Below are 25,430 nucleotides of genomic sequence, written 5' to 3'. Positions count from 1 at the left end.
ATTGTCGTCAAGTCTTGTTAGGGGTATCCGAGGTCGAGGCACTTGGCGTCGGCTCCAACCAATCGCGAGGGATGAGAGCAGTGCCGTTGCGCCAGGGAGCGTCGATGATTGAGTCCTGGAACCAGTCATCTGCGAAGTCGGCGTGGTCGAAGGCGATGATCTGGAGTTGGCCGTCGTGTTCTTCAACTCTGTCGAACATCATTCTGTAGAGCTTGCGCGTGTTGTCGCGGTCGGTGTCGGAGAGTTCATTGAGATCGCCTCCGGTCTCGCGGTCGCGGGGGAAGAACGCTTGGCTCGGCTGGTCAAGAACCAGGAACCGAGGCACCGGACGGTTGCCCTCGATGTAGTAGTCATGCAGGGCCAAGTAGGCGGTCAGGTGGTAGCCGACCCAGCTCATCCCACTGCCGATGGCTCCCTCGTCCATGTAGGCAGGGCCCTGCAAAGTATCTGCGACGACGGTGAGTCGATAGGGGTCGATTCGGACCCCGTGTTCTGAATGCTCCAATGGAAACGCTTGCGCGAGCTCGGTCATGCGTCGGCTGACGATCCTGAGGAGGGAGTCGACGGCTGACCGTAAGGCGTCGGGGTCCAACTCGTCTGTGAGACGGGCAACCTTTGCTTCGAGCGCTTCGACGGATCGCTCTAGTCTGGTGATGTCATCGTCGGTTTCTAGCGTGGTGGTCTCGAGGTACTGCGCAATGCGACCACGCACGAAGCTTTGTTGATCCCATGTTCGCTGGGCCGCCGCTCGGATCTCGTCTGTCCTGGCGAGTTCTTCCAATGCCGTGTCGACATCAGCCAAGTCCGCTCGTGCTTGGCTTCGCTCCTGCGTGAGTTCAGCGTTTGCATCGGCGATCCGGGGTTGGTCGCGTTGGGCCAGCTCGATACGACGTACAACTCGATGAAGGCTCTGCTCTATCGTGTCGCGCGTATCGGCATCGTTCAGGGAGTTCTGGCAGATCGGGCAGGCTGCCTCGCTGTCTGAGGCCTCTGGAATTAGGCCTATCGAGGCGAGCCTCACGCGGTGTTCGTTGAGTTCCGCTCCGTACTCGGTGCCGATTCGTGCGAACTCGTCAAGACTGCGGATTTTCGCGTTGATATCGCGGAGGCGTTCACGCAGCTCGGCGCGACGGGTGATCAGGTCCTCCATCTCCGCATCGCTATCGACGGCATCGACAGCGGCAGCAGGTTGCTTGGCATCTGCGAGAACTCTGAGTATCTCGAACGCACTGCCAGCGTCAGTTGCTGTGACGTCGGTGGAGAGGAGCCCGCTGGCTTTGGCATCCGCGATGAGCCCAGATGCTCGACCTACACCGAGTTCTCGTGCCGAACGTGCTTCCGCAAGGCGTGCCGCCTTGCGGCGTACGTCACGCCGCAGTTCGGAGAGTTCCTGGCGCTTGCGCAACGCGTCCGGGCTTTGGGCGCCCAGAAAGTACGGGAAAGTGTCGCGGATCGTCTGCTTCTGGAAGTCGCGGTTCTGGTGGTGGAAGAGAAGGTCTGGATTGGCGATCTCACCCTGTCCTTGGAAGTTGTAGTAAAGGGAATGTCGGAAGTTTGCTGCGAGAGGTCGTCGAGTCTGCCCCTCTGCGGGCACGTGGAGGTTTTCCTCAATCCCTATGAGGCCGCCAAGGTAATCGACGAGATCAGTCGCGTTTCCGTTCGTTTCAAGCGCGCCGAAAGCTGGGGCCTCGCTAATGCCGATTGAAAGCATTGCCTTCTCGGTTGTTGATCCGCGAGCTGGCGCAGGCCGCCCGATGAAGAACCGTGTGTCTCCGACATGTGCGAGGAGCCCGTACCATGCAACCGTGTTTTGAATCGGGCCAAGCGGGACGTTCGGGCTATCGCCGCCGAGGAGAAACCTCAGGATGCCAATAAGACTTGACTTCCCCGTGCCGGATTCGCCAGTGATGACGTTGAGCCGTCCAGGACGGAAGCGGATCTGCCGCACCTCGCCATCGCGGTTGTATAGGACGAGTGCGTCGAGTTGCATCATGGCTTGACTCCCCAATGAGCGAGCGTGGTGGCTTCGTCGGTATTGGCTCCAGCGAACCAACGTCCCAAGAATTCTGCTGCCTTGACACAGGCGCTCCAGTCTTCTGTCGGGAAGAGAGTGCGCGGCCGGCGGTTGAGGCTTCCGGCACCGATCGATCCTGTTGAGCCGTTCAGGGCTGTGCTTCGAAGTCCGTAGGTGATAGCCGCAGCGGTGAATGGGCGGAAGGTTCGAACACGATCAGCGAAGTCCATGAGCAGGACAGGGTTGTCTCGAAGCCAGCCCCACATAGCGGCTCCCGTCGTGCCGGGCAGGGCCTCGCGAGTCGGCTTGTGTAGAGCGCTCGGGAGAATCAGGAAGGCGAAGGTAACCGGCATCGCAGATTCGGCCTTCGACTCGTATTCGGTGCAGGCCTTGTTCAACAGGACCGCACAGAACGCAGGGTTGAACAGCGTGCTCGTTTCTGAATCTGCGCTCACTTGCGATGCCCTGGTGTTCATGCGACCGCCGGTTTTTCTGCCTCGGCAAGTCGATCCTTGAGGAGCTCTACCCAATCAGGGTGCCAGCCGATTTCTAGTCGGTCAGCGAGGATGTGCATAGAACCGAATGAGACATACCCGGAGCGGACCTCCGGGCGGATTGCTGGAAGCGTGCGTTCCTGAAGGCGTCCGTAGCTTTCGCGGGCGCTTCTGCGCTTGTCGTCGTCCGTCGTTTCCTCTGATGGTTCTTCGAGAGGGGAAAAGACTCGTCTCCACTCCTCGATGAGACTGCGGTCGTACTTATTGAGGTCACCTATGGCGAGCAGTTGTTCTCGTTGCCATCGTGAGCGTTGCAGGAAGGCTCGATTATGGTCGTAGACGGCCTGTCGGACGCGTTCGTGGTGGAGCAGGATCAGTTTGAGTTGTTCGACGAAGACTCGGTCATCATCCCTGACTTGTTCAGAGGTCGGTTCCGGCTCATCCTCGTAGTCCAGTGGCAAGTGGTCGTCTCGAAGCGACTGGGCGATGAGATGAAGCTGAGTCTCGATCTCCTGCATCTCAATCCAGTCATCCTCCCCGCGTGCGATCTTGGCTAGATGAGACATCGCTCGACCATGCCACCAACCTCGGAGTCGTTCAACGAGCGAGCCGCGACGCGACGCAATGGTCGCCTTGCGAACGCTGGCTTGAAGCTGATCGGTAATCTTTTCGCTGGTGGCTGCTGAGTCGATCACGACGATCCTGCTTAACAGTTCAGTGCGACGTCCTTCATCAAGAGACAGATACTTCTTGTAGTAGTCGGCGGAGGCCGTATTGCCAGCCTTGGTTGCGACTGCGTCAAACCGATCCCGAGCGGCAGAGACATCATCGTTTCTACGCCCAGAGCGAAGCAGATAAGCGGCGCTCCCGTCTGATGCTGTGGCCGTGGTGAAGAGAACGCACGCCGATCCCTCGTTCGATGTCTCGATCCAGTTGTGGATGGTCTTCCAGAGATCTGGGCTGGCATCGCCGATTCCGCCTTGACGATTGATGTGGTGCTTGGTTTGCCAAAGCTCTCTCGGTATGCCGTCGCCGTCGAAGGTGATGTCATCGACAGTTTCAAGTGAAAGCCGCAAGTTGTCTTCGTCGTCCATTCGACGGAGAGCGATAAGCAGCGCGTACTCGATCTGAGCGAGGTAGCCGAGCGCAGACCCCGCTGCGCCGAACCGGTTGCTGTCGACGTTGCTCATACAACATAGGGTAATAGTGATGACAGCACTTGAGTAGCTGAACTCGCAGAACGAAGCCCCGGTGATGTCGTCGGCACAATGATCAGTGTCCGTATTTATATGAAAGCACGCGTGGAGTCGATGTCACTGAGGCCGTTGCGCCACGCTGCGTAAGCCAGATTCACCCTGAAATACCGTTCAGGGAACCCATGTCTTTCAAGCAACAAGACCATACTTATCGGCACCGCTGATCAGTGCGGTCTTCGAGGAATATGCGAAAGATGACCGCAAGATCCTCGGTCTGCACGCCGAGATCATTACCAGAGACCCCACGACGATGCCGACTCGATCCCCGCACCCGGGGGGAGGTCAACGTACTTCAAGGCCCTCTGCAAACTTTTACCGCACCAGCACCGTTCACTGAGGAGGAACCGAGGCCGTGCAAGCACAACCCCCTCACCAGTTGACGAGTCGCCGACGAATACGAGCAGAACCAAGACCGCAGGAAACAGCTCAGGAAAGCACTACGGCTCTTCAACGGCTGCGCGGCCATGTATGCCGCCACCGACGACCACGGCAAGGGGGTCGAGAACCAGGACCTTCACCAACGGCATCGACATCTCAGAGGATGAACAGGCAACGCCGCGACTGGCTGAGCCCTACGAAACGGCAAAGTCGAACCCCGTCAGGAATTCGACCGCGTCTTCCATTGGTGGAGCATAGGAGATTCGAACTCCTGACCTCTTCGATGCGAACGAAGCGCGCTACCAACTGCGCCAATGCCCCTAAAGCTGATCCGGATGGATCGGCTCCAAGCTCCACTAGCCTACGCCACCTGCGCCGCCACTTCAAAACACTTCACGCCGCCACGGAGCCGCACTAGCCTGAATAAATGGATCAGCGAATCACCTTCATCACGCTCGCCGTCGCCGATATGCCTGCCACCAAGAAGTTCTACCTCGATGCACTCGGCTGGCAATCCAGCTACCAGGACGAGACCGTGCTGATGCTCCAAGTTGCGCCCGGCGTCGTACTTTCCTTCTGGGAGGCGCAGGAATTCGAGGCTGAAGCAGGCCCGGTCTCGCTCAAAAACGCGCCCATCACCATCGCCCACAATTGCCGCAGCGCAGAAGCTGTTGACGCCGTATTGCAGACCGCTATCGACGCCGGGGCGACGCTACTGACCCCCGGAACCCCCAGAGAATGGGGTGGCTACTCGGGTTACTTCAGCGATCCGAACGGCTATCGCTGGGAGATTGCCTGGAATCCGACGCCGATGGGGGAGCAGCTGCTCGACGAGGTGGGCGTCGAGTGAGCCAAAGGTAGGCCACGCCGCCGCAGCCGGCAACCGCTGCTGCCACCAGCATCGCCGCGGTTCCGGCCACCCCGGCCACCCCGGCCACCACGCCCGCAGACCCGGCCTGAACCGCCCCGGCCCCGGCAGTGCCAGCCCCGCTATCCGCCCCGGATAACCCCACCCCACCCAGCACGATCCCGATCACCGTGACGCCAATCGTCGCGCCCACCTGACGAATCGCATTGAGCAGTCCACCCGCGCTGCCCGCAGTCCCCTCCGGCGCCGCCGTGAGCAGCTGCGAAATCAACGCCGGCAAGGTAAACGACACCCCAAAACCCATTAGCAAAAGCGCCAGCACACACAACCCGATCGGGAAACCGAGCGACACCGCAGCGCCGAGCAGACCGCTGCCCACCGTGAGCAAGCCCAAGCCACCAAGGATCGGCATTCTGGGCCCATAACGGGCGACCAATCGACCGGTCAGCAGTGGGTTCAGCGCGCAGGGAATCGTGAAGGGCAACAGGAACAGGCCGAGCTGCGCTGGGCCGAGGCCCAAACGGTCCGAGAGCAGCAATGGCAGGCCAAAAATCACCCCGGTGAGCACGAAATTGACCGCCGCCCCGACCATCAATCCGGCAAGCACGCCTCGATTGGTCAAGAGCTGGGCGGCAAACACCGGAGCCGCACTGCGACGCTCAAGCACCACGAGCACTGCCGCGGCCAACACGGTGCCGCCAGCCAGCAGCGCCGCAGCAAGCGGTTGCGCCGCACCCCAGCAGATCAATGCCCCGGTGAGCAAGGCCAAGCCGCCGCCCGCGGTGAGCTGCGCCCCAAAATCAATGGGGCGGTCGCGCCTGGGTGCCGCAAAACCCTTACCCCGAACCAGCGCCAGCACCACGATCGCAATTGGCACGTTCACCAGGAAAACTAGTTGCCAACCGCCAATCGCCACCAACCAGCCACCTAGTAGCGGCCCCGCAGCCAGACCAATACCGCTGATCGCGGTCCAGAACGCCAGCGCCCGGGAGCGCTCGGACGATTTCGGGTAGAACTGAGCGATCATCGAGGTTGCAGAAGGAATGCTCAAAGCGGCGGCAATGCCGAGCAGCGCGCGGCACGCAATCAGCACCCCAACCGATGGGCTGCCCGCGGTGAGCAGTGAGAGTACGCCGAAGGCAGCAATCCCCAGCCGGAACGCTCGGTGCGCACCCCAGCGATCACTGATCGCCCCGCTGGAGAGCAGCGAGGCGGCCAGCGCAATGGTGTAGCCGTTCACCACCCACTGCAGGGCACCGATCGAGGTGCCGAGCGAACCCGCAATATCGGGCTCTGCAACCGAAAGCACCGTGGTGTCGAGTAGCACCATGAAGTATCCCAGTGACAGAGCCAGCAGGACTCGGAAACGCCTCGGTCGCTCTAAGGACTTATTTCTCACACGATTCCTTCCGCAAACTGTGACGCTGTGCAAACTGTGACGCTGTGCCAACTGTGGCGCCGTGACTAACCAAGCCAGTGTGTGCCGAAACTCTGGTACCAGCCATCGGCTCGGCGGTAGGCTGGCATCGGAAAAACCGAAAGGAAGCGCCGTGGAGTTCAGGCAGCTGAGAACGTTTGAAGCCATCATCCGCGAGGGCAGCATTAGCGGTGCCGCGCTCGCGCTGGACCGTGCGCCGTCCTCGGTGTCTGAGCAATTGCGCGGGCTGGAACAATCGCTTGGCGTGGCGCTCTTTGAGCGGCAATCACGCGGGATGAAACTGACCGGGGCGGGCGAAAGGCTGGCGACCTGGTCCGGTCGGCTGCTGGCACAGCTCGACGAGGCCCGCCGCGAGGTGCTCGGCGCCCCCATTCACGTCACGCTGGCCGCACTAGAAACCGTGATGGCGGTGCATGCCCCGCGGGTGCTCAAATCGCTCAGTGCCCGACGCCCCGGCGTGCAGGTGCGCACCGTGCCGATGAATAACCGGATCGACCTGCTGCGCAGCATCAGTGAAGGCGAGGTCGACGCCGGACTGCTCTTCGATCTCGACGGCGAATTGGGCGGCCTCGGCTTCGAGGTGCCGAGCGAGGGTTTCAGCTACCTCGATCTGGAGCCCGTGCAGCTTTCGTTGCTGGCCGCGCCCAATCACCAGCTGGCGCAGCGCGAAGGTCTCCGCCCTGCGGATCTATTGCCGTATTCGATGATCGGCAATAATCCGCTGTGCTCCTTCTGGCTTGCCGCCGAGCGAATGCTGCCCGAGCAGACCCGACGGCTCGCAGCCGGTAGCGTGGCGATTGCCAAGGCCTGGACCGCCCAAGGGGATGGCTTCACGCTATTACCGGATTTTGCCGTCGGGCCCGAACTGGCGGCCCGGGAGCTCATCCGGCTGCCCCTGCAAGTGCTGCCGCTTGAGTTGCGTCTGGTCTGGTCCGCCGAGCGGGAGGGGCAGCCCGGGGTACGCGATCTGCTCTACGCGATAGCCGACCCGGTGCGAGCTTAGTGAGCGGTTTCGACCGGCTCTTGGGGGCCGAATCCATCGCTCTCTAGTCCAGCGCTCGCTCAATCAACGCCCGCAGCTCCCGCTCCGGCAGTTCCCGCTGGAACATCAGCGCTTCAAAGAGCAGTTTTCCGGCCACCAAGCCGACGGCGGCTTTGACCTTTTCAACTGACACCCCGGAGGCCTCGACGGTGTGGCCGATTCGGCCTTGCCAATAGGTGTGCACTGCCTGGCCGATCACCGGATCGCTCTGTGCTGCGGCGACCACATTGGCGATCAGCGTTCGGCCCGCGGTGGTGCGCAGCACGGCCTGGGCTTCATGAGCCAAAGCGAAAAGTGCCTCGGTCAAATCGGCCGGTTCGGCATCGCCGATTCCGGGTAATACGGAAGCCAAGGTGTCCGCGATCAGTTGCGCTGGATCGGGCCAGTTGCGGTAGAGAGTGGCCCGGTTGATTTCAGCCCGGCGAGCTAAGGAATCGTAGGAGAGTAGTCTCGACGGCTCGGAAAGTTCGGCGATCACCGCCTCGAAAGCGCGCTGCCGTACCGCTTCGCTACGACCACCCGGCCTGAGTTGTTTAGCCACCATCGCATCACTATACCAACAATTTGTTGCTTTAACTCGTCATCAGCCCTACGGTGTTAAAGAAACAAAAAGTCGCTTTAGTGAAAGGTGTCATGATGAAGCTCCTCTTTGAAGATCAGGCGTACTCCTACGAAACCCTGCGCGCCGCTGGATACGCCTCGGGTGGCGGCGCAGACCTTGGTGAGATCATTGCCAGCTGCACCACCATCGCCCCTGGCGATCAGGAAAGCTGGTGGCAGGCTTGGCACAGTCTTGCCGCTCGGCTCGATGGGCAGGGCCAGCAACTGCTCGACGCGGGGGATCAGGTGAGCGCCGAGTCGTGCTGGTTGCGGGCCAGCAATTATTACCGCACGGCCGAGTTCTTTCTGCATGGCAATCCGGACGACCCGCAGATCTACCAGACCTCACAGCGGGCGGTGCAAGCCTTCGCGAAAGTCGCGGCGGGCGATCCCGCGGTGCCGGGCTCGATGCGCGAGCGGCTGGAGATCACCGAGATCAGCATTCCCTACCAGACCAGCACCCTGCCGGGTTGGTGGCTGAGCCCGCAAACAGGTGCAGAGGTCACAAGCTCCCGGCCCACCCTGATTATCACCGGCGGCTTTGATTCCACCGCGGAGGAACTGTATTTCGTTGCCGGCCGGGACGCCGTGTTGCGGGGCTGGAATTGTCTGATCTTTGACGGCCCGGGCCAGGGCAGGGCGCTACGTGAACAAGGCCTGTTCTACCGGCCGGACTGGGAAGCGGTGATCAGTCCGGTGATCGACTTTTGCCTCGGTCGACCCGGGGTGGACGAAAATCAGATCGCGCTGCTTGGAATGAGCCAGGGCGGCTATTTCTCGGCTCGCGCAGCGGCCTTCGAGCCCCGGATCGCCGCACTGGTCAGCTGGGATGGGGTGTATGACGTGGCTAGTGCACTGCGTGGCATGCTGCCCGGGCACGTCATCGAAGCAGCGTTGGCTGGACGCCTGGATGAGGCGGATGAGGCGCTCGCCGAGCTGGCCCAGCACAGCGGAACCCTGCACTGGGCGCTGGCCAATGGCACCTGGAGCTATGGTTTGAGCCGCCCCGCCGAGTTTGTCGTCGAAATGTTCAAGTACACGCTAGCGGACGGCATTGCCGAGCGGATCAGCTGCCCAACCCTGATCTTCGACGCCGAGGATGAGCACTTCTTCCCGGGGCAGCCAGCAGAACTGGAGAAACATCTGAAGGCTCCAGTGGAGCGGCATCTAATGCTGGCCAGCGAAGGGGCGGGGGAGCACTGCAACGCCGGGTCGCTGAGTAATTTCCACGCGGTGCTCTTTCCCTGGCTGAATCAGGTGCTGCCGCAGCAGGCGGCCCTCGAGCCGCGCTGAGCATTTCGCACTGAGTAGTCGCACGGAGTCGCCGCGCTGAGCATCTCAGCTAAACCGATAAACGTCATACTTCTACACGTCAGAGATTTGCCAGTTGGATCCCAGGATTCTCGGAGAATCGGTCGCCATATTGTGAAAGGGACATTTGCTCGGGCGGTGTGCCGGGGATGACTAGCTCCGGCACACCGCCCGAGCAAATGACCGTCAAACTCAAGAGACGAATCGACTCAAAGGATGACCATGAAATTCAATGCGCGTAAATTTGCCGCCCTGGCGCTGGCGGGCAGCGTCGCTTTCGGTGGCTTGGCGGTTGGCACTGCCAGCGCTGCTAATGCTGTTGCTCCAAGCCCGGAAATCATCGGAGGTCAGCAGACCAATAATCCCTGGGCGTTCCAGCTCATTAATGTGCTTGATTGGAACACCGGCAAGGCCAGTGGGTGCACCAGCGAGGCCCTCAACGATCATTGGGTGCTCACTGCTAAGCACTGCGTGGTAGCTGAGGATGGCAGCAAGTCGAAGCCGGAAAACGTCTTCGTGGTGCGCACCAATGACACCTCCGATATCAGCGATGCGAGCAAGCGGTTCTTCGCCGACCAGGTGCTCTGGTACGGCAGCGGCGATGTGGCGCTGGTGCATTTCGCTGATGCGGCGAACCTCTCCAGCTACCCGCAGATCGCCGGCGCTTACACACCGACTAACGGCAACGCGGCGCTGATCCAGGGCTACGGGTATCGCAGCGAAGTTCCGGTTGAGCAAGCCGATTGGCTCTACAAGGCCAATGTCACCGTGACCGGGAGCAGCACCGATGCTTACGGTGGCGCTGCCGTGCACGTGAAGGGCGTGGATGGCATTGCCAACCACGGCGATTCCGGCGGCCCGCTCACCATCGCTGGCAAGATCGTCGGTGTTGCCTCAACGATTGATCGTTCGAACACCACTGGTGACATCCACGAGACCGCCAACTACGCCAATGTCACCGGCAGCTCGGTGCGCACTTGGATCAGCAATAACACCGGTTCCTAATCACTCCGGTGCCCGTTTCGGGCAGTGACGATCACGGCTTGGTTGGCTTGGCGAAGTTCCGTCAAGCCAACCAAGCCGTTCCGCTATATTCGGGCTTGCAACTGCCGACAGCCAGGACTGGAGGCTATATTCGTGGCATGGAGGACTTCGAGCTATTAGTTGAAGGCGAGCGGTTTCGAGTCAGCGAACGTCTATCTGACGACGGGGCGCCTGGCTATGACTTTATCTGGCTCAATGGGCCGGGCGAAGGTTCATACGGGTTTAGCTTAGGGTTGGCTCGACTTGGCGTGAACGCCGTCGACGGTGCCGTCTCAAATGGCTTGAGTCCGGCACAATTGCGTGAGCAAGCTCGAGATTTCGTGGAAAGTTTTTATCAACCCGGTGGGATTCGAGATGAAGACTTTCACGATCATATCGCCGCCAGAATTCGACAAAAGGGCGCCCAGAATTAATCTGCGCGACGTCTGAACTGGGGCACTGAGCCCGATCCGTGCTTGATCGGCTAGCGAGCGGTAAAGTGAGAGCACCAAACCAGGAGGCGTCATCATGTCAGCACCCCAGGGAGTGAATCAAAGCCAGGAAAATGCCTTTGTCAGATTTCTCAAGGACAAATGGCTAGCCATCGTCCTGGTGATCCTGGTGATTATTTTTATCGCCCAAAACACCGCGACCGTCTCAATTAGCTTGCTCTGGTGGACGCTTTCGTCCCCGCTGTGGGTCAGCCTGGCTGCGGTGCTACTGGTCGGCGCGATTATTGGCTACATTATTAGCCGTCGCCGCCAGAACCGTCGCTAAGCGCCAGCCGGAAGAGTGCCTCACCGTGCAGCCAGCCGACTGAGCGCGAAAAATAGGGCGGCCAGCCCACAGAGCAGACACAAGCCGGCGCACAACAAAGCCAAGAGGGCGAAACTCGGCAATGCGCCCTGCGGTTTGCTCAGCAGGGCGCGGTTGACGGCGCGATAGCGTTGCTCGGCGTGCACCCACAGCCACAGGCAGAGCGCAATTCCGGCTGCGGTGATTAAGTAGGAACTCGTGCCGAAGACCGGCAACAGCAGCCGCCCCAGCCCGACGCTACCCGCAGCGAGGCCAAGCGCGGTGCGTTGCCAGGCCAGGGCAGTGCGCTCAGCCTGCAATCCTGGGTCAAATACCCCGTTGATTGGCTGGCTCACACCAGGAAGCCCAAGAGAATCAACAGCCCAGCGATGACTACTACGGCGGCGACTGCGATCGAGAGCCTGGGCATTGGTAGCGGTTGAGAATTGCGCAGCGCCCGCTCGGTGCGAAGCCAGCCAAACCAGGCCTGCACCGGGGCGGCAATACCGGCCAGGATCAAGACAATAGCGGCACTGAGCCTGAGCCCGGAGTGAATCGAACTGGCGAACACTTCAATCGCGATGCCGGCCGCGATCAGCGCGACCCCGGTTCTGATCCAAGCCAGAAAAGTTCTTTCATTGGCGAGGGAAAAGCGCGGATCGGGCTCCTCACCGTGCTGGTAGAGCGCTCTAGGGAAACGACGCTCGGAACTCATTGGCGCAACTCCCGGACTAAGACTGATGCTGTTCCCTTAGCCTATCGATACTTTGCGATTGCCGGCGGGGATTCCCCGGCTGCGGTCTCGGTGTCGCTGCACCGCGCTCCGGTTAGCGCAGGCTGGTGAACAGTAACGCTGGCTGCCGGGACGAGAAAAGTCGACGTAAATCCGCTCGCAGTTAGTGGCCTGGCAACGGCCCAATCGGTTCATCCCTCGCCCGGCCAGATGCAGTGCGGTGCCAACGTAGAGCATGGTGCGCAAGATCTGCCAGAGCGCCAGATTCTCCTCGCGATAATGCAGGTGCCAACCATCGCCCTGATGATCGGTCAGACTCGGATAGGTGGCCGAGCTGGCTAGCAGCTGATTGAGCACCTGAGCGCGCTGCTCTGCCTCCTCGGCATCCAGTACGGCGAGCCAGTCGTCGAGCATTCGGTAGGTCTGCGCCAGATCTGTCTTGCTGACCGGACGTTCAAGTACTACTCCAGCCTGCTGACAGACAACTTGCAATTCAGCTGCGCTGTGTACTGGTTCATTGACCAAGCGGACAGCTAGCCGCAAAGGATCTTCACCGTAAGGGTTTACCCGCATAATGGCATTACAGCAGACTTGATGACATGCAGCAATACTTAGCCTGTTTAGCTTTTGATGGCGGCCCGCACCTATGGTCCTTACGCTCCCAGCATCGCACTAGCGGGGGACTGGTGAGCTATTTCGGTTGCCCGTGCGGGCGCTGGGAAGTCGAGCTGAATTCAGCGACGCTGTTTGGCGCGCAGCTCAAGGAACCCGCACTAGGCAGCCAGCAACGTGCTGGCCAGCCTAGCTGTGGATCAGTTCCTGCCAGTTCGCCGGAACCTTATCCGCAGGAGCTGGAACGGGCTGTGTCTCCGGCCGGGACTGCGGATCGGCTAACTTCGGGCCACGCAGAAACTCATCGGTAGAAAAGTCATAGAACCAGTTCTCGCCCGGTTCGAAGCTGGTGATCACCTGGTGGCCTGACTTCCCCGCATGACTGCTGGCGTGCTGAGCAGGGGAGGAGTTGCAGCAACCAATGTGTCCGCACTCAGCGCAACGTCGTAAATGCACCCACCAGCCTCCGCCTTCCAAGCACTCGGCACAGCCCGTGCCGCTTGGCTCCGCGGCGGGATTAATACCAGGAATGAGATCGGACCCCATTGCACTTCTCCTTCACGCTTGCGGACCGCCCGGCGGTCGGGCTGCCGGACGCTCCCCGTTATTAGCTAACGCGGTCTCGATCATCACGGTTCCTCGGGCAGCTTCGCCTAAGGCACCGGCGCGGTGACATATATTGTCACCGTGCCACCGACCGGCACTCGATCAAAGGGCGTGATCGACTTAACTGTGTCGATTTTAGCGCCCGCGGACGGCACCTTGATCAACTGAACGGTGAGTCCGAGATCGTGCAGTGCCGTCAAGGCGTCGGCAGACGAAGTCCCGATGAGATGATTTGGCACCCGCAGATAACCAGAAGCTACCTGCAGAACCACGGTGCTGCCAATATTAATTTTCTGCCCCGCCCCCGGGCTCATCGACAGCACAGTATCCTCGGACTGCTCGCTATCCTTTTGCAGGACCTGAACATTCATTCCCTGCGCCACCAGCAGCTCCTTGGCAAGGCTAAGCTGTTCGCCCACCGTCGCGGGCACCCGATTGCGTTGCTTACCGGAAGAGACCAAGACAACCACGATCGTTGAGTCGGCGACTTTCTCGCCGGCGGACGGATCGGTTCCGATCGCTTTCCCGGCAGGCACTGTCTCAGAGGTCTGTATCTTCTGGCCACCCCATTTGAGGCCACTGGAGGCGAGTTTTGTTTTGGCTTCGGCGGCGGATTGGCCAGCCACCGTGGGGATCCGGATAGCACCATTTTGTGCTGAGTTGTTCGAGGCGGAAACCGCCCAGAAGGCGCTAACCACGCCGAGTAAGATCAGGATGAGCACACCAGGGATCGCAATGGCGCTATTGCGTTGTTGCCTACCCAAACCGCTCAATGGCGTATTCGGTTTTTTGCCGTGGAACCGAGATGACGTTGTCTTAGTTGTCGTTCTAGGACGCGCGGTTGGTAATGAAACCCGCTCCAGCCATTGCGAAATGTCAGCAAAACTCGGCTGCTGTTGGGCCAAGTTGCGGGAGAGCTCCCGCAACTGAGGGAACTCTAGGCTGCATTGCCGTAACCAACTCAGCAGTACGTGCCGAAAACCTAAGAGGTCATCGGCGACGCTGGCATCCTGGAGACGGAAATCGGTGATACGCAGATCTAGTGGTTCAACCAGCCGCACTGTTTTGGTGTTGAGGTTTCCATGTGAAATCCCCGCGCGTTGCAATTGATTCATGGTTGCGGCCAGATTCCTGGTCAAGGCTAGTACCTGTGCAGCCGTCAATTGACACTCTTCGAGGGTCAATGGCTCCAAGTATTCGCTGGCCACCCAGTGTAGGCGGCCCTCAGCGGTAGTGTGCAGACCCGCATCATAAATGGTCACGATGTGATCGAAGACAAGTTCAGCATGCCGCCTAATCGCTCGACGAAAGTCATCTCGATCAGCGGAATCTTCCGCCAACACGTCAAGGCGGACGCGTCGCCGCAGCAGATTATCCCAGCCGCTAAAGACAATCGCTTCAGCGGAGCCGAAAGGCTCCTCGGAGTCTATCCGTTCATCAACCCGGTAGCGGCCGCCGAGCAACTCATCAACGCCCGGTTCGGTGATTGCCGAGGACGTCATGTTCCCTTCTCCAATTGCGCATAAATCACCAGGTTACGGTTCGCCCCAGCATCATTGAGCTGGAAACAGGTCACCAGTACCAGGCGTCCTGGTATCGCCTTCCAGAGCTCCTTTTCCGAGGTGATGCTGCTTTTACGGTAGTCGGCGACCTGGGTGACTCGGTACCGATAGTTGCCAGTGCTAGTCAGGATGGTCAGCTGCTGACCGATTCTCACTCGGGCCGTCCCGGCCGCGATGTTCATAAGTGGGTTAAAGGCCGCGTATCCGTCGTTCCAGGAGTGCGCCGCGAGGTAAAGCGTGTTCTTCGCGGCGGGCCCGGCCGAACCGTATTCGTCCAGCCAGTAAGCCAGCACATTGGATGGAGGGTTGAAACGCCGGTCCGCAGGGAGCCTGCTGGGCAGGATCGGAACGTTCAAGCCCAATTCAGTGGAAAGCACCCGTAAAGGCTGATCCGGTCGTGGCGGCTGCTGGGCGAATTGCTGTTCTTGGGTGTTATTTGCTACCGCGCTATCCAGCACACTGACTTGATCTGCTAGCGGTTTAGCCGATGTCGCGGGAGCGCTAGCTGCGGGCAGCATAGGCAGCAGCGCGCCGACTGCGGGTAGGCTTCCGGGCGCAAAAATCTGGCTCAGCACTAGGGCGATGCCTGCTAAGCAGGCCAGCAGCGCGCCGAGTAGTCCGATTCGAAGCCAACGCTTAGCCAAAGCGGCCGTTCACGTAGTCGCTGGTGCGTTGATCCTGCGGATTGTTGAACATGGCGTGGGTATCGCCGTGCTCAACAATGGCCCCCGGGGTGTTCTGCGAAGCGAGGAAGAACGCGCAGGTATCGGAAACGCGCGCCGCTTGCTGCATATTGTGGGTGACAATCACAATGGTCACCTGGCCGCGTAACGATTCGATGGTTTCTTCAACTCGGCGGGTTGAGGTGGGGTCCAACGCTGAGCATGGTTCGTCCATCAGCAACACGCGAGGGCTGACCGCGAGCGAGCGGGCAATGCACAGGCGTTGCTGCTGGCCGCCGGAGAGCCCACCGCCGGGCTGTTGCAGACGATCTTTGACTTCATCCCAGAGTGAAGCCTTCCTTAAAGAATCTTCCACCAGGAAGTCCTTTTGCGCCCGGCTAGCTTTGATGCCACAGAGCTTCAAACCGGCAATGGCATTGTCGTAGATCGACATCGCCGGGAACGGGTTTGCTTTTTGGAAGACCATGCCGATATTGCGTCGTGCCGCGGTGATGCGCTGACCAGGATGGTAAATATCGGCCCCGTCCAGCACCACCTCACCGGCCAGCGAAGCCGAGGGGATCATTTCGTGCATCCGGTTTAGGATCCGTAGGAAGGTTGATTTTCCACAACCAGAAGGGCCAATCAGGGCGGTCACCTGGCCGGCGTGCATGGTCAGCGAGACTCGATCAAGCACTTTGTGCTCGCCGAACCAGGCACTGATCTGATTCGCCTGTAACTCGGCCGCTTGCTCGCGGGGCAAAGGATCGCGCCGCCGTGGACGTTCGGCAACCTGCGGCTGGTCCAGACTCAGCTGGGGGAGTGCTTCGGTGTGCAAGTTTTCAATGGTCATTATTGCCTCACAATAAATTCGGTAGAAGGAGGTTGATCTGATTTCCCACCAGTACAGTGAGGCTGCCGATCACCGGAACAAAGACGATCCAGCTCTGCCATTTACCCCATCGGCTGCGGCACCAGGCTCCGGCCATGCAAGCACCGAGCAGTAGCTGCAACAAAATCACCAGTCCGAAGAGCTGGGAGAAGTCTTGGCCGAGAGCCTTTTCTGCGTCCGGTGTTGAGCTGGCACTGAGCACCACCGGTCCGGTGGGAAAAGGATCGGAGATCAGCACGGCGTCGACCCTGAGCGCGTCGCTGGGCAGGAACGGCTGGCCTGCCGCGGTGGTCAGGGTGAGCCGACCTTCTTTTGCATCGGGGGCGGGCAGAGTGGGATCTCCGGCTTTGCGGATGGCTCGAACTTGAAAAGTCGCTTCGCCCTGACCTGTGGTCACTTTGATCCGCATTCCAGGTTTCAGCTGGTTGAGCTGGCCGAAAATACCGCCGTAGGCTCCGGAGCGCCCCATCAGCACCGAGATTCCGGCCTGGCCTGGCAATGGGGTATTGCGCAGATGCCCCACGCCTAGCATGGTCTGCGCCGACGTAGTGCCCTCGACTACCACCTCGTTGATGCCGAGGTCCGGGATGCTCAGTAGCGCCATCGGGGTGCCCAGCGGGACTAATTTTTCCGGGTCGTCGTTGAGCGTCTGGCCGACCGGGGCAGACCCGTCGTAAAGCGCCACCCGGAGCTGATCGTAGAGAGCTTTCTGACTCATACTGTGTTGCACGGGGGAGAGCAAAACCAGATTCAGCAGGAGAACGATGATGATGGCGCAGACCATTGAGAGCATTTTGGAAAACATTGAGGCACCGGCCGAAGCGGGCACTCGTCGCTTCGGTTCGGCTTCTTGCCGAACCCTTTTTCGCTCGGTCTCGGCGGGCTGCTCGCGTTCCAAAACCGCCGTCACAGCTGATCATCTCTGCGCGGACGGTTGACCATCCGAGCGGTCAACGGTGGGGCGAGCACCAGCAGTACGATCAGCACACCGACCAAGATCAGCAAATTCTGCGGAGCGCCCCAGCCTTCCGCTGAGGCCAGTGTGGTAGGCACCCCGGCGACCGGTGCGTTGCCCGCCCCGTCCTGGGTGCCAGCGTCGCCGCAGACCCCGGTATCCGGATCACACTTTTGGTTTGTTGCACCGGAAGCAGTGCTTTTCTTAGTACTCTTTGAACCGCTGGTCTGGCTGCCGTCGGTCTTTGTGGACTGCTGGTTTCCACCACCAGCTCCGGCGCCGGCGCCGCCTTGATTCTTCGTGCCGTCGTCCCCGCCGGTGCTGGGATTGCCGGTGTTATCAACCGTCTTCTGAATCGGTTTGCCCTTGATCCCGTAGAGCGCCCAAGCTTTGTTTTGGCACTCGCCCGCGCAGCCGGTGGGGAAGGGGGCGGTGAGCACCAACTGGTTTTGCTTGGGATTATCACCGGGTTTGAAGGTCGGGTTATTACACGGGTTGCTGCTGCCGCTGGTGACGCCGGAGGAGGTCTTGTTCAGCTTAGCTACGGTGGCCGCATCCAGGCCGGGGATTTTGCGTACTTGTTGCATGGCCGCCAGCACCAGGTTCATCGGCAACGGCGAATAACCGAGGTCTTCCGAGGAAAGCTGGCCTTCGCAGAGTGAATAGGTGGCAAAGAATCCGACGCTGGAGCCTTTATCAGCGGTGATCCGAGAGGTGGTCTGCGCCGGGGTGATCATGTAGGAGTAGGCGCTCAGCGGATAACTCCGCGGGTCTGTGTAGCTGTAAACCTCGGAGAGATCCTGGGCCAGATAGTTCTTTGAACTGCTATCCATATTGATTTTTGCTTTGACCAAAGCAACCGCAACGTTTTGTGCTGTTGGTTTCAGGAAGAAGCCGGCCGCATTCTTAATATTGGCCACCGGCAAGGCGGCGTTAAGGGCATAAGAGTACTCGTCGTAGTTAATTGTGAACTGGTTCGACTTAACGTAACCGGTGACGCCGTCGGAGCCCTTCTGGCTGACAAAGTTCCCTAAACCCTGAGTGGGGTAGTACGAGGTGGCGCTGTTCGACTTGCACTGCCCGGTGCTTTGGCAGAGTTTGGCGTAATCTTGCGGGAATTGCCGCAGCATCCAGAGGGTGAACTGCGCGGTGGCACCGGAGCCGTCCGAGCGAACTACCACGGTGAGTCGCTGATTGGGCAGTGTCACCCCCGGGTTATCCGCCTTGATCGCCGGATTATTCCAGTTATCGATCTGACCGCTGAAAATCTTGGCCAGAGTGGATTGGGAGAGATTCAGGCGTTCGAACCTCTTGCCAGCAACCTTCAGGTTGTACATAAACGAGGTTCCACCCGCGACCACCGGCAACATTGAATACTTAAAATTGGGTTCTACGCCCTGATCTTGAGGGTCAGCGGTGTCTCCGGTATAAGGAATTTCGGAAACCGCAAAGTCCGCCAAACCATTAGCGAAGTTCTTCCTGCCTTGCGATGAGCCGCTCGGCGCGTAATCCACCACGGCACCGGAATTGCCAACATTAGCCTTCCACTGATCCAGTGCATTGCCTGCCCACGACGATCCCTCGCCGCTTATCCGAGGGTAGGCTGCGGAAGCTGGCATCACGCCGACCGCGCTCAGCAGCGCGGTAAGCAGCAGGGCAAGTAGCAGCCTTGCGACGCTACGCCGATGGTAAAACGTGCTGGTCATAGGTTCTCCTGCAGCTGCGCCGAATGGTTCTGCGCTAAATGATTTTCGGTTAGGTGATGGTGGTAGTTGGCTTCAATGCTCGGTAGTTGAGCGCGTGAAACCCTGCCGAGCTTGCGCAATTTACGTGGCGAGTATTTGCCAGCTTCGCTACCGCCGGCAACACGGGCGAAGACAAAGAGAATCAGTACCACGACGAGCAGCAGCGCTGCCGTGGCGAAGCCTCGGGCGACCATTTCCGGCGAAGGCGAACGAACGAACTCCAAGGCGGCCAGCGGCAGCGAAGTCTGCTTATCGCTGAACGGGTTCACGTTGAGGTTGGTGGTGATGCCGGAGGTGAGCAGCACTGGTGCGGTTTCACCAATGCCGTGCGCGGTGGCCAAGATAATAGCGGTCATCAGACCGGAGCGAACAGTTGGCAACACCACGTGTAGCACTACCCGCCATTGCCCCGCGCCGAGAGCTAAGCCAGCTTCGCGTAGATTGCCGGGTACGAGCCGGAGCACCACATCGGCGGAGCGGATCATAATCGGCAGCATCAGCACGGTAATAGCGAGCGAAGCGGCGAAGCCGTTGAAGTCACGAGTAAACAGCACGATGACTGCGGCGTAGATAAAAAGCCCCGCCACCACTGAGGGCAGCGCCGTCATGGCCTCGACGATGGTACGTACGAAGCGGGCGAATTTTCCTCCCACTTCGTTAAGGAAAACTGCGGTGAGCAGACCAAGCGGGATGGTGATCGCTAACGCGATGCCAATCTGCTCCAGGGTAGCCACTAGAGCGTGCAGGATGCCGCCTTCGCTGAGCTTGTCTAGCGGACCAACCCCGCTCATATCTCGGGTGAGAAAATGGAAGGCGTCGAGTACGCTCCGTCCTGCCGGGAAGGAGAACATCTCAGCGACCACATCCCAACCACGGAACAACACAAAGATGATCACAATGGCGAGCGCCGCGACCACCACCACTCCGGCGGAGGCGAACATGACCGACCAGAAACGATTCCTGATCGCGGGTCCGAAGTCGGTCACCGCTGCAAGTACTGAGTAGATGGCCACGAACCAGCCAAAGGAGACGACCGGCATCCAGCCGATACCGATGATGCCAAGCCCCGCGCTCAGTAGCAGGCCGATCGCGATCCCAGCCGCTACCGAGCCGATAACGGCCAGAACTGCATCCCTGCCGAGGCCGATCTGGACTCGTTCACCTTCCGGCGGCAGATCGTCCTTCTCTAGCAGCGGCAGGAAGGTTTTTGGGGCGGTTGGGGTTTCAAGCTCCAGGCTGGGTTCCATGTCGATGCTCATTAGCCCTCGCTTTCTGCACCTGATCGTGACCGAGCAATAATCGAGGATGCGGTGAAGTTGATGGCCATGGTGAGGGCAAAGAGCGCTAGACCGGCGGCCATCAGCGCTGAGATGGAGAACTGATTGGCCTCGCCGTAACGTAAGGCGATATGAGCGGCGACGGTATTAGAACCGTTTTCGAGAATATGCGGGTTGACGACGAATTTAGGGCTGATGATCAGGTAAACGGCGATGGTTTCGCCGAGCGCCCGGCCCAGACCCAACATGGTGCCGCCGATAATGCCGCCTTTACCGAAGGGGAGCACCACCGAGCGAATCATTCCCCAGCGGGTGGCGCCGAGAGCAAAAGCCCCCTCGCGCTCGCCGATCGGGGCCCGTCGGAAGGTTTCGGTCATCATTGCCGTCTGCAGCGGGATGACCATCATTGACACCACCAGTCCAGCAATGAACGTAGAAGCGGTGAAGAGGTTGGTATCCACCAGGGGATTGCTAGGATCGACGTCGCGTACTTTGAAGATGGGTATCCAACCAAACCATTCGGACAGCCAGCGGCTGAAGTCGACCACCACCGGTTGCAGCATATAAGCGCCCCAAAGCCCGAAAACCACCGAGGGCACAGCTGCCATCAGGTCGATGACCGAGGTCAGTGTCTTTTGTAACGAGCCCTTGGCTACTTCGGTGATAAAGAGCGCGGTGCCAATGGAAAGCGGTAACGCGACGATGAGTGCCACGATGGCGACCATCACGGTGCCCGAGAGGAGCGCAGCGATACCGAAGTTATTCGTCTCCGGTGCCCACTCTTGGGTAGTCAGGAACTTCCATAGGCCGACAGCGGAAATGGCCTGCACAGCATTGATGGTCAGGAATAGGCCGACCAGGCACATCACCGCGAGCACAATAATGCCGCCAACCCGGGTGATGCCGCGGAAAAAGTAGTCGCTAGGTTCCAGCACATGCTTGAGCGGCCGGGCGGATACCTGCTCGGTGAGCTCTGGATAGCCCGGTAACAGGGTACTCATTATTGTTTCCTCCCGCGGCCGATGAGCGGTGAGAGCAGACCCGCAAGGAGCGCTATACCTAGACCGATCAGGAGCAGATACTGTGGCCAGGTTGAAGATAGTGGGGAGGTGGTACCGGCTTGGCTGACCGGAGCCGGGGTCTCTTTTCCTGCAGACTCATTTGAAGTACCGGCCTTGTCTGCGGGCGCGTCATCGGTCGGGGCTTTATCGGGTGGCAGGATCTCTGCCGGTGGGGGAGCATTATCGTCCCCCTTGGGGGTCGGAGCTGTGGGATCGGTCTTCGGCTCTTTTACTACTGCCGACGGTGATGTGGGGGAAGGAGTGCTCGGACTGCTCGGTGCAGCTTTAAGTAAGCCTGCTGTCTTCTTCAAAGCGCTCAGCATTGATTCGGTGAGTGGGGCGTAACCCGGCGGTAAGCTTCCCTGCGTATAACCTGCGGTTTGTCCGGCGCCTGCGGCGTGCTCGAAGAGCGTTCGGTAGGCGTTGACCTTGTCCTGCGTCAGTCCGTTGGTGTTGACAGCGGCATACACCGGAAGGGTCAGCGGATAAGCCCCACCCGCATAGTCAGGTTTCGTCGCGGGTTTTAGAACCCCAGCGACATCGGTGCTTTGAAAGTTGTTCGCGGCCTTTTGTAGTGAGCTGGTATCAGCACCGGAGCAACTGGTGCCCTCGGTATTGCAGAGCAGAGCGGTCGGTAACTGGAACTGAGCGGCGGTGGCTGCATCGGTAATTGAGGCCAAGAACTTATTGGCATAATTTTGATCGCCAGTGGACTTCCAGACACCGGGAAGCGGATAGTCCGGCTGGTTGAGGCAGAGATTTTTATCGCACCACAACGAGGAAACTTTATTCACTGGACGACTGGTCTCGCGGCCGATCACATCCATCCGTGAGCTGCGCGGTCGCAAATCGCCGATGCGAAGCGGTGAGATGGTTTCCTTGCCGTTCGCGTCGACTTTTGCACTGCGCTCATACCAGGCTGGTTGCGGATAGAAGCCCGAGGTGTAGTCGGGCAACTGGTATTGAAAGTCCTTGGGAGTTTTGGTTTCCGCCAATTTCTTGGTCAGATCTTTCTCCAAGGTCTCTTTCTGGTTTTCGCAGCCCGCGTAGCTTCGCATCGAGAAGTAAGGGTTGATCACCTTGCCGCTCGGATCAGGACAGCCGGAGAGAAAGGAAGACGCGGCCTGGTCGTCTAGGATCCACTGCCAGACCTGGTACGCAGCGTCCGAGCGTAGGGTTTCCACCAGCAGGTCGCCGCCAAGGTTTGGTGCCGAATCAATATTGAGGTCCGGGTTGAGTTTCTTGAACTCGGCGTCATCCTTGAGCGTTGCATAATTAGCTCTTGCCCACGGAGCTTTAGCGAAGAGTTCTGAGCCAGCAGCGAGATCGATGCCATTGTCATAGAACTGGGTGAGTAGTTTTGCGACCAACCGGGCATTGAGCTTCAAACCCTTGGCGGCGGCCCCGTTCTGGTCTGTCAGCGAGATGTTATAGGCAATCACCACGCCGGTGAGTCCAATGGGTGCCTGCAGCACAGTGCTGCTGGAAATTGCTTGGCTGCCGAAGAGCATTCCACCGGGTTTGCTGCTAAAACCACCGCGTACTTGAGTTTCGCCTAGTGGGTTGAAGCTAAAGGCTGTTTTCTTGTTGTCACATAGCGCAGGAATCCAGGACTTCATCAGACGTGACATTTGCTCAGCACCATTTATTTGGTTTGGTACAGCATCGCTCGAACAACCAGAACGAACATCCTGGAAGTCCAGCTTGACCTGGAGGCGTTGCGCCCATACGGAAGGGGCGACTGGTCCGACCGTATTCAATTTGGCATTTTTGGTATCCAAAGCGCCGTATAGCCTAGGCACTGCAATGAGCCAGCAACTCGACACACTGGGTGAGTTGTCCTCTCGCTTTCCGCAGCCGAGCCCGTTGGCCTCGGCGCCAGTTTGAACCTCTACCGGGCGAGTGACGGAGCCCTGAGGGCTGAGGTAGGCCTTGGATATCTCGTTTGTGGTTGTTCGGTTGAAAAAAGGATTTCCGATACTCTCGTTTTGAGTGACCTCGGTACCCCTGTGCTTGGTGCCACTTACCGCGGTGAAGGGCGCAACTCGGAGCAATCCATTGCTTCGAGGATCGCCTAAACCAGGTATTTGAGCGTCCCAATCGCCGCCTGTGAGAAGTTTGTCGTCTTCGGAAATGATCCGTGAGACAAAGGCAGTATCCGTCGCATCGCTGTCGGTGCCTCCGGCCCCAACCTGACATGTCGCTGGATCAGGGGAGGTAGCGTTCGGATCAGGTTTACCGTCGGGACCTGGTGCTCCCCAACACTGGAAAAATTGCATGAACGAGGTCAGATTGCTCTGATCGATCTCGTTGTGAGCGCCGCTCACCGAGACACTGATTGACTGGTTAACCAGGTCCTTGGTCTGTGACACCGACATGCTGAGTCCACCAAAGATCTCCTGATATCGTGCCCGGGTTCCCTGGTCAATGTCCTGATAAGTTTTGCCCGCAGTGTGGGCCAGGACAGTGTCATTGGAGCGTGAAACCACGCTACTGGGCAGATTACCGGCGTTGTCCCAGCGGACTGTCACCGCGGAAGAAGTATTGGTGATATCACCTTGCGGACCCCAACTCCCTTCCGCCGCTTGGGCGCTTGCTGGTTGAAAAAGCAAACTGGCCAGCGCCGCTACTGTCATGGTGGCTGCAATTCTGCGCACGGAGGTAATGTTCATGACTCGTTCCGAGGGTTGGGGCGACGACGAAATAATGACTGCAAAATGTGTGTCCCTTAATGCTTACGGTGAGGTGAGGTGCGGCCAATGAAGAATCGCCAGCCGAGCACGACAGCAGCGCTGAGCAACACCAGCAAGAAAAAAAGACCAGTCATCCCACCGGGTGTGCCGACGTTGTCAGAGACCCAGTTAGTCAAGGGCTGGAATGGCTGATTGTTTGTCGCAGCAAGTACGGTCAGCGGCACCGAATACGTCTTCGAGGAGGCGCTCCCGGTGAGTAGCAGCGTGTGTTCTCCGGCGCTGAGTTCGGTAGGAACCGTGAAGCTATAGCTTGCCGAGCCATCGTCGGCGGAGGTTGCCGTTTCGGTGAGAGCTAAGGGAGTGGAGTGGATTTCCCCGTTAATCAGCTCAGCTGCCGCGAAGCTGCCAGCTGGCACTGCGACAGTGTATTGCTTGCCCAGATCTACCGTGAGCGCGGTGCCGGTGCCGCCAGTTGGCGTTAGCGGTTCAACATTGGTCTCCGTCGCGCCGGGACTGGCGGAATGCGAGGGGTCGCCGGTAGGGGAGGGTGTTGTGCTATGGCTTGGTGAGGCACTGCCGGTTGGTGTTGAACTCGTAGTGGGGGAGGCTGAACCGGTATTGGTCGGCTGAGCAACGGCAGTGACCTTCCAACTAAGTTGATCGCCGGTACCGCTGCCGGTGGTCACCGTTGACCAAGCCGACTGTAGGTGACCGGTGCTATCGGGCTCGAAAAAATAGCTGGAACTGAAACCTTGGCTGACCCGGTAGAAGCACACAGCGGCGACGCTATAGCTGCTGTTTGGCGCGAGAATTGTAGAGAAGTTCGTAACCGGGCTGCCATCCGGCAAACCCCAGGTTTGACCTTCATCAACCGCATAACCAGGAAAGGTATTCTGATCCGCGTCGTCAACGGTACCGTCGGGCTTGGTTTGTAGGCTATTGATACCGACAGCTAAAAAATCATCCTTGAAGCTGGTGAAGTCGGTTGGCACTGCCACCTCTACCGATTTGGTGAGGCTTGGAGATTCCTTTCCCTGTTGAGTAAGCACATAGGTGGTCATCGCTAATACGGTGCTCCCCGCCGGGTAGCTGCCGCGTGATGGTTCGCATTTCAGCGAACTCTTGACCACAATAGGCTTGCCATTCGCGCCGTCAGACCACAGGCCCTCAGCGGGAGAAACCGTCACGCTGCCACTGGGTGAGCCATTGCTATTGGCGGCTTGTACTGGGAGGGCGATGGCCGAGACCGCCACCGTTGCAGCAGCGAGTGAGGTGGCGCCGGCTAAAAGCAGCCGCTGAGAACGAGTGAGAGCCTTCATGGAGTCGCGAGTCCTGTCATGAGCTTGAAGTCTGGAAGAAAAGGATAAAGAGTGGCTGGTTTGGTAAAGATCAAAACGAAGAGTTGTGGTGCGG

24 protein-coding genes and 1 tRNA gene are annotated in these 25,430 nt (G+C 59.4%); 6 read left to right on the top strand and 19 right to left on the bottom strand.

Translation table 11 applies throughout. From position 1 onward, the window contains the following. Positions 1–7 precede the first annotated feature (7 nt). The 4 genes from UM93_RS17155 to UM93_RS09035 all read right to left on the bottom strand — a co-directional run bounded on the left by UM93_RS17155 (position 8) and on the right by UM93_RS09035 (position 4,463). Positions 8–1,993, bottom strand: coding sequence for a DUF3732 domain-containing protein (locus tag UM93_RS17155; RefSeq protein ID WP_052663708.1), 1,986 nt, complete (start codon positions 1,991–1,993; stop codon positions 8–10). Further along, positions 1,990–2,469 (bottom strand): three component ABC system middle component, encoded by a 480-nt coding sequence (locus UM93_RS17150; protein WP_157874122.1) that lies wholly within the window; start codon positions 2,467–2,469, stop codon positions 1,990–1,992. The genes UM93_RS17155 and UM93_RS17150 overlap by 4 nt, the downstream gene beginning before the upstream one ends. Before the next feature lie 17 nt (positions 2,470–2,486). Next, the gene (locus UM93_RS17145; RefSeq protein WP_052663706.1) at positions 2,487–3,698 is read right to left on the bottom strand and encodes an ABC-three component system protein; all 1,212 of its coding nucleotides are present in this window, start codon (positions 3,696–3,698) and stop codon (positions 2,487–2,489) included. A gap of 689 nt (positions 3,699–4,387) precedes the next feature. Further along, positions 4,388–4,463 (bottom strand) — tRNA-Ala (locus UM93_RS09035). Positions 4,464–4,569: 106 nt separating this feature from the next. Here UM93_RS09035 and UM93_RS09030 point away from each other — a divergent pair. Next, positions 4,570–4,992 (top strand): VOC family protein, encoded by a 423-nt coding sequence (locus UM93_RS09030; RefSeq protein ID WP_045075110.1) that lies wholly within the window; start codon positions 4,570–4,572, stop codon positions 4,990–4,992. Here UM93_RS09030 and UM93_RS09025 read toward each other — a convergent pair. Continuing rightward, positions 4,904–6,409, bottom strand: a complete 1,506-nt coding sequence (locus tag UM93_RS09025) for an MFS transporter (RefSeq protein WP_162183379.1) — start codon at positions 6,407–6,409, stop codon at positions 4,904–4,906. The two genes, UM93_RS09030 and UM93_RS09025, sit on opposite strands and share 89 nt — an antisense overlap. A 151-nt stretch (positions 6,410–6,560) precedes the next feature. Between UM93_RS09025 and UM93_RS09020 the strand changes: the two genes are divergently transcribed. Next, on the top strand, positions 6,561–7,451 hold the full coding sequence (locus tag UM93_RS09020; protein WP_045075109.1) for a LysR family transcriptional regulator: 891 nt from the start codon (positions 6,561–6,563) through the stop codon (positions 7,449–7,451). A 43-nt stretch (positions 7,452–7,494) separates the two neighbouring features. On the opposite strand, the gene UM93_RS09015 is transcribed toward UM93_RS09020, so the two are convergent. After that, on the bottom strand, positions 7,495–8,034 hold the full coding sequence (locus UM93_RS09015; RefSeq protein WP_052663704.1) for a hypothetical protein: 540 nt from the start codon (positions 8,032–8,034) through the stop codon (positions 7,495–7,497). Between the two features lie 89 nt (positions 8,035–8,123). Between UM93_RS09015 and UM93_RS09010 the strand changes: the two genes are divergently transcribed. The 4 genes from UM93_RS09010 to UM93_RS08995 all read left to right on the top strand — a co-directional run bounded on the left by UM93_RS09010 (position 8,124) and on the right by UM93_RS08995 (position 11,201). Then, a complete protein-coding gene (locus UM93_RS09010; RefSeq protein ID WP_052663703.1) occupies positions 8,124–9,383 on the top strand; it encodes an alpha/beta hydrolase family protein in 1,260 nt (419 codons plus the stop codon). Between the two features lie 240 nt (positions 9,384–9,623). Further along, entirely contained in the window at positions 9,624–10,406 is a 783-nt protein-coding gene (locus tag UM93_RS09005) for a S1 family peptidase (RefSeq protein WP_052663702.1), read from the top strand. A gap of 8 nt (positions 10,407–10,414) precedes the next feature. Then, a complete protein-coding gene (locus UM93_RS09000) occupies positions 10,415–10,858 on the top strand; it encodes a hypothetical protein (RefSeq protein ID WP_045075107.1) in 444 nt (147 codons plus the stop codon). Between the two features lie 94 nt (positions 10,859–10,952). After that, entirely contained in the window at positions 10,953–11,201 is a 249-nt protein-coding gene (locus UM93_RS08995; protein ID WP_082057074.1) for a lipopolysaccharide assembly protein LapA domain-containing protein, read from the top strand. Positions 11,202–11,221: 20 nt separating this feature from the next. On the opposite strand, the gene UM93_RS08990 is transcribed toward UM93_RS08995, so the two are convergent. The 13 genes from UM93_RS08990 to UM93_RS08930 form a co-directional block, all read right to left on the bottom strand. After that, positions 11,222–11,575 (bottom strand): DUF202 domain-containing protein, encoded by a 354-nt coding sequence (locus tag UM93_RS08990; protein ID WP_052663701.1) that lies wholly within the window; start codon positions 11,573–11,575, stop codon positions 11,222–11,224. Next, on the bottom strand, positions 11,572–11,934 hold the full coding sequence (locus UM93_RS08985; protein WP_045075106.1) for a YidH family protein: 363 nt from the start codon (positions 11,932–11,934) through the stop codon (positions 11,572–11,574). Before UM93_RS08985 ends, UM93_RS08990 begins: the two co-directional genes overlap by 4 nt. Before the next feature lie 36 nt (positions 11,935–11,970). Beyond that, positions 11,971–12,525 (bottom strand): CGNR zinc finger domain-containing protein, encoded by a 555-nt coding sequence (locus UM93_RS08980; protein WP_045075104.1) that lies wholly within the window; start codon positions 12,523–12,525, stop codon positions 11,971–11,973. A 228-nt stretch (positions 12,526–12,753) separates the two neighbouring features. Further along, positions 12,754–13,110 (bottom strand): UBP-type zinc finger domain-containing protein, encoded by a 357-nt coding sequence (locus UM93_RS08975; RefSeq protein WP_045075103.1) that lies wholly within the window; start codon positions 13,108–13,110, stop codon positions 12,754–12,756. A 107-nt stretch (positions 13,111–13,217) separates the two neighbouring features. Beyond that, entirely contained in the window at positions 13,218–14,672 is a 1,455-nt protein-coding gene (locus tag UM93_RS08970; RefSeq protein WP_045075101.1) for a PASTA domain-containing protein, read from the bottom strand. Then, a complete protein-coding gene (locus UM93_RS08965; RefSeq protein WP_045075100.1) occupies positions 14,669–15,376 on the bottom strand; it encodes a class F sortase in 708 nt (235 codons plus the stop codon). The genes UM93_RS08970 and UM93_RS08965 overlap by 4 nt, the downstream gene beginning before the upstream one ends. Beyond that, entirely contained in the window at positions 15,369–16,247 is an 879-nt protein-coding gene (pstB, locus tag UM93_RS08960) for a phosphate ABC transporter ATP-binding protein PstB (RefSeq protein ID WP_082057073.1), read from the bottom strand. Before pstB ends, UM93_RS08965 begins: the two co-directional genes overlap by 8 nt. 7 nt (positions 16,248–16,254) lie before the next feature. Continuing rightward, positions 16,255–17,196, bottom strand: a complete 942-nt coding sequence (locus tag UM93_RS08955; protein WP_052663700.1) for a sortase — start codon at positions 17,194–17,196, stop codon at positions 16,255–16,257. Then, positions 17,193–18,947 carry a substrate-binding domain-containing protein gene (locus tag UM93_RS08950; protein WP_045075098.1) on the bottom strand — a complete coding sequence of 585 codons (1,755 nt, stop codon included), beginning with the start codon at positions 18,945–18,947 and terminating at the stop codon, positions 17,193–17,195. Before UM93_RS08950 ends, UM93_RS08955 begins: the two co-directional genes overlap by 4 nt. Further along, positions 18,944–20,245, bottom strand: a complete 1,302-nt coding sequence (locus UM93_RS08945; RefSeq protein WP_052663699.1) for a PstA family ABC transporter permease — start codon at positions 20,243–20,245, stop codon at positions 18,944–18,946. Before UM93_RS08945 ends, UM93_RS08950 begins: the two co-directional genes overlap by 4 nt. Continuing rightward, positions 20,245–21,264 carry a phosphate ABC transporter permease subunit PstC gene (gene pstC, locus UM93_RS08940; RefSeq protein ID WP_052663698.1) on the bottom strand — a complete coding sequence of 340 codons (1,020 nt, stop codon included), beginning with the start codon at positions 21,262–21,264 and terminating at the stop codon, positions 20,245–20,247. The genes UM93_RS08945 and pstC overlap by 1 nt, the downstream gene beginning before the upstream one ends. Further along, positions 21,264–23,996 (bottom strand): hypothetical protein, encoded by a 2,733-nt coding sequence (locus tag UM93_RS08935; RefSeq protein WP_045075097.1) that lies wholly within the window; start codon positions 23,994–23,996, stop codon positions 21,264–21,266. Before UM93_RS08935 ends, pstC begins: the two co-directional genes overlap by 1 nt. 56 nt (positions 23,997–24,052) lie before the next feature. Continuing rightward, complete coding sequence (locus UM93_RS08930; RefSeq protein WP_045075095.1) at positions 24,053–25,336, bottom strand: RAD23 family protein; 1,284 nt, start codon at positions 25,334–25,336, stop codon at positions 24,053–24,055. Between the last annotated feature and the right edge of the window lie 94 nt (positions 25,337–25,430).

This window comes from Psychromicrobium lacuslunae (assembly GCF_000950575.1).
In the GTDB taxonomy this organism is placed as follows: Bacteria; Actinomycetota; Actinomycetes; order Actinomycetales; family Micrococcaceae; genus Renibacterium; species Renibacterium lacuslunae.
This window is presented reverse-complemented; position numbering and strand designations above follow the sequence as displayed.

Excerpts from the sequence above, each read along its gene's own strand:
- UM93_RS17155 (WP_052663708.1), bottom strand. The coding sequence starts at position 1,993 with ATGATGCAACTCGACGCACTCGTCCTATACAACCGCGATGGCGAGGTG.
- UM93_RS17145 (WP_052663706.1), bottom strand. The coding sequence starts at position 3,698 with ATGAGCAACGTCGACAGCAACCGGTTCGGCGCAGCGGGGTCTGCGCTC.
- UM93_RS09030 (WP_045075110.1), top strand. The coding sequence starts at position 4,570 with ATGGATCAGCGAATCACCTTCATCACGCTCGCCGTCGCCGATATGCCT.
- UM93_RS09015 (WP_052663704.1), bottom strand. The coding sequence starts at position 8,034 with ATGGTGGCTAAACAACTCAGGCCGGGTGGTCGTAGCGAAGCGGTACGG.
- UM93_RS09010 (WP_052663703.1), top strand. The coding sequence starts at position 8,124 with ATGATGAAGCTCCTCTTTGAAGATCAGGCGTACTCCTACGAAACCCTG.
- UM93_RS09005 (WP_052663702.1), top strand. The coding sequence starts at position 9,624 with ATGAAATTCAATGCGCGTAAATTTGCCGCCCTGGCGCTGGCGGGCAGC.
- UM93_RS08995 (WP_082057074.1), top strand. The coding sequence starts at position 10,953 with ATGTCAGCACCCCAGGGAGTGAATCAAAGCCAGGAAAATGCCTTTGTC.
- UM93_RS08985 (WP_045075106.1), bottom strand. The coding sequence starts at position 11,934 with ATGAGTTCCGAGCGTCGTTTCCCTAGAGCGCTCTACCAGCACGGTGAG.
- UM93_RS08980 (WP_045075104.1), bottom strand. The coding sequence starts at position 12,525 with ATGCGGGTAAACCCTTACGGTGAAGATCCTTTGCGGCTAGCTGTCCGC.
- UM93_RS08975 (WP_045075103.1), bottom strand. The coding sequence starts at position 13,110 with ATGGGGTCCGATCTCATTCCTGGTATTAATCCCGCCGCGGAGCCAAGC.
- UM93_RS08970 (WP_045075101.1), bottom strand. The coding sequence starts at position 14,672 with ATGACGTCCTCGGCAATCACCGAACCGGGCGTTGATGAGTTGCTCGGC.
- pstB (WP_082057073.1), bottom strand. The coding sequence starts at position 16,247 with ATGACCATTGAAAACTTGCACACCGAAGCACTCCCCCAGCTGAGTCTG.
- UM93_RS08950 (WP_045075098.1), bottom strand. The coding sequence starts at position 18,947 with ATGACCAGCACGTTTTACCATCGGCGTAGCGTCGCAAGGCTGCTACTT.
- UM93_RS08945 (WP_052663699.1), bottom strand. The coding sequence starts at position 20,245 with ATGAGCATCGACATGGAACCCAGCCTGGAGCTTGAAACCCCAACCGCC.
- pstC (WP_052663698.1), bottom strand. The coding sequence starts at position 21,264 with ATGAGTACCCTGTTACCGGGCTATCCAGAGCTCACCGAGCAGGTATCC.
- UM93_RS08935 (WP_045075097.1), bottom strand. The coding sequence starts at position 23,996 with ATGAACATTACCTCCGTGCGCAGAATTGCAGCCACCATGACAGTAGCG.
- UM93_RS08930 (WP_045075095.1), bottom strand. The coding sequence starts at position 25,336 with ATGAAGGCTCTCACTCGTTCTCAGCGGCTGCTTTTAGCCGGCGCCACC.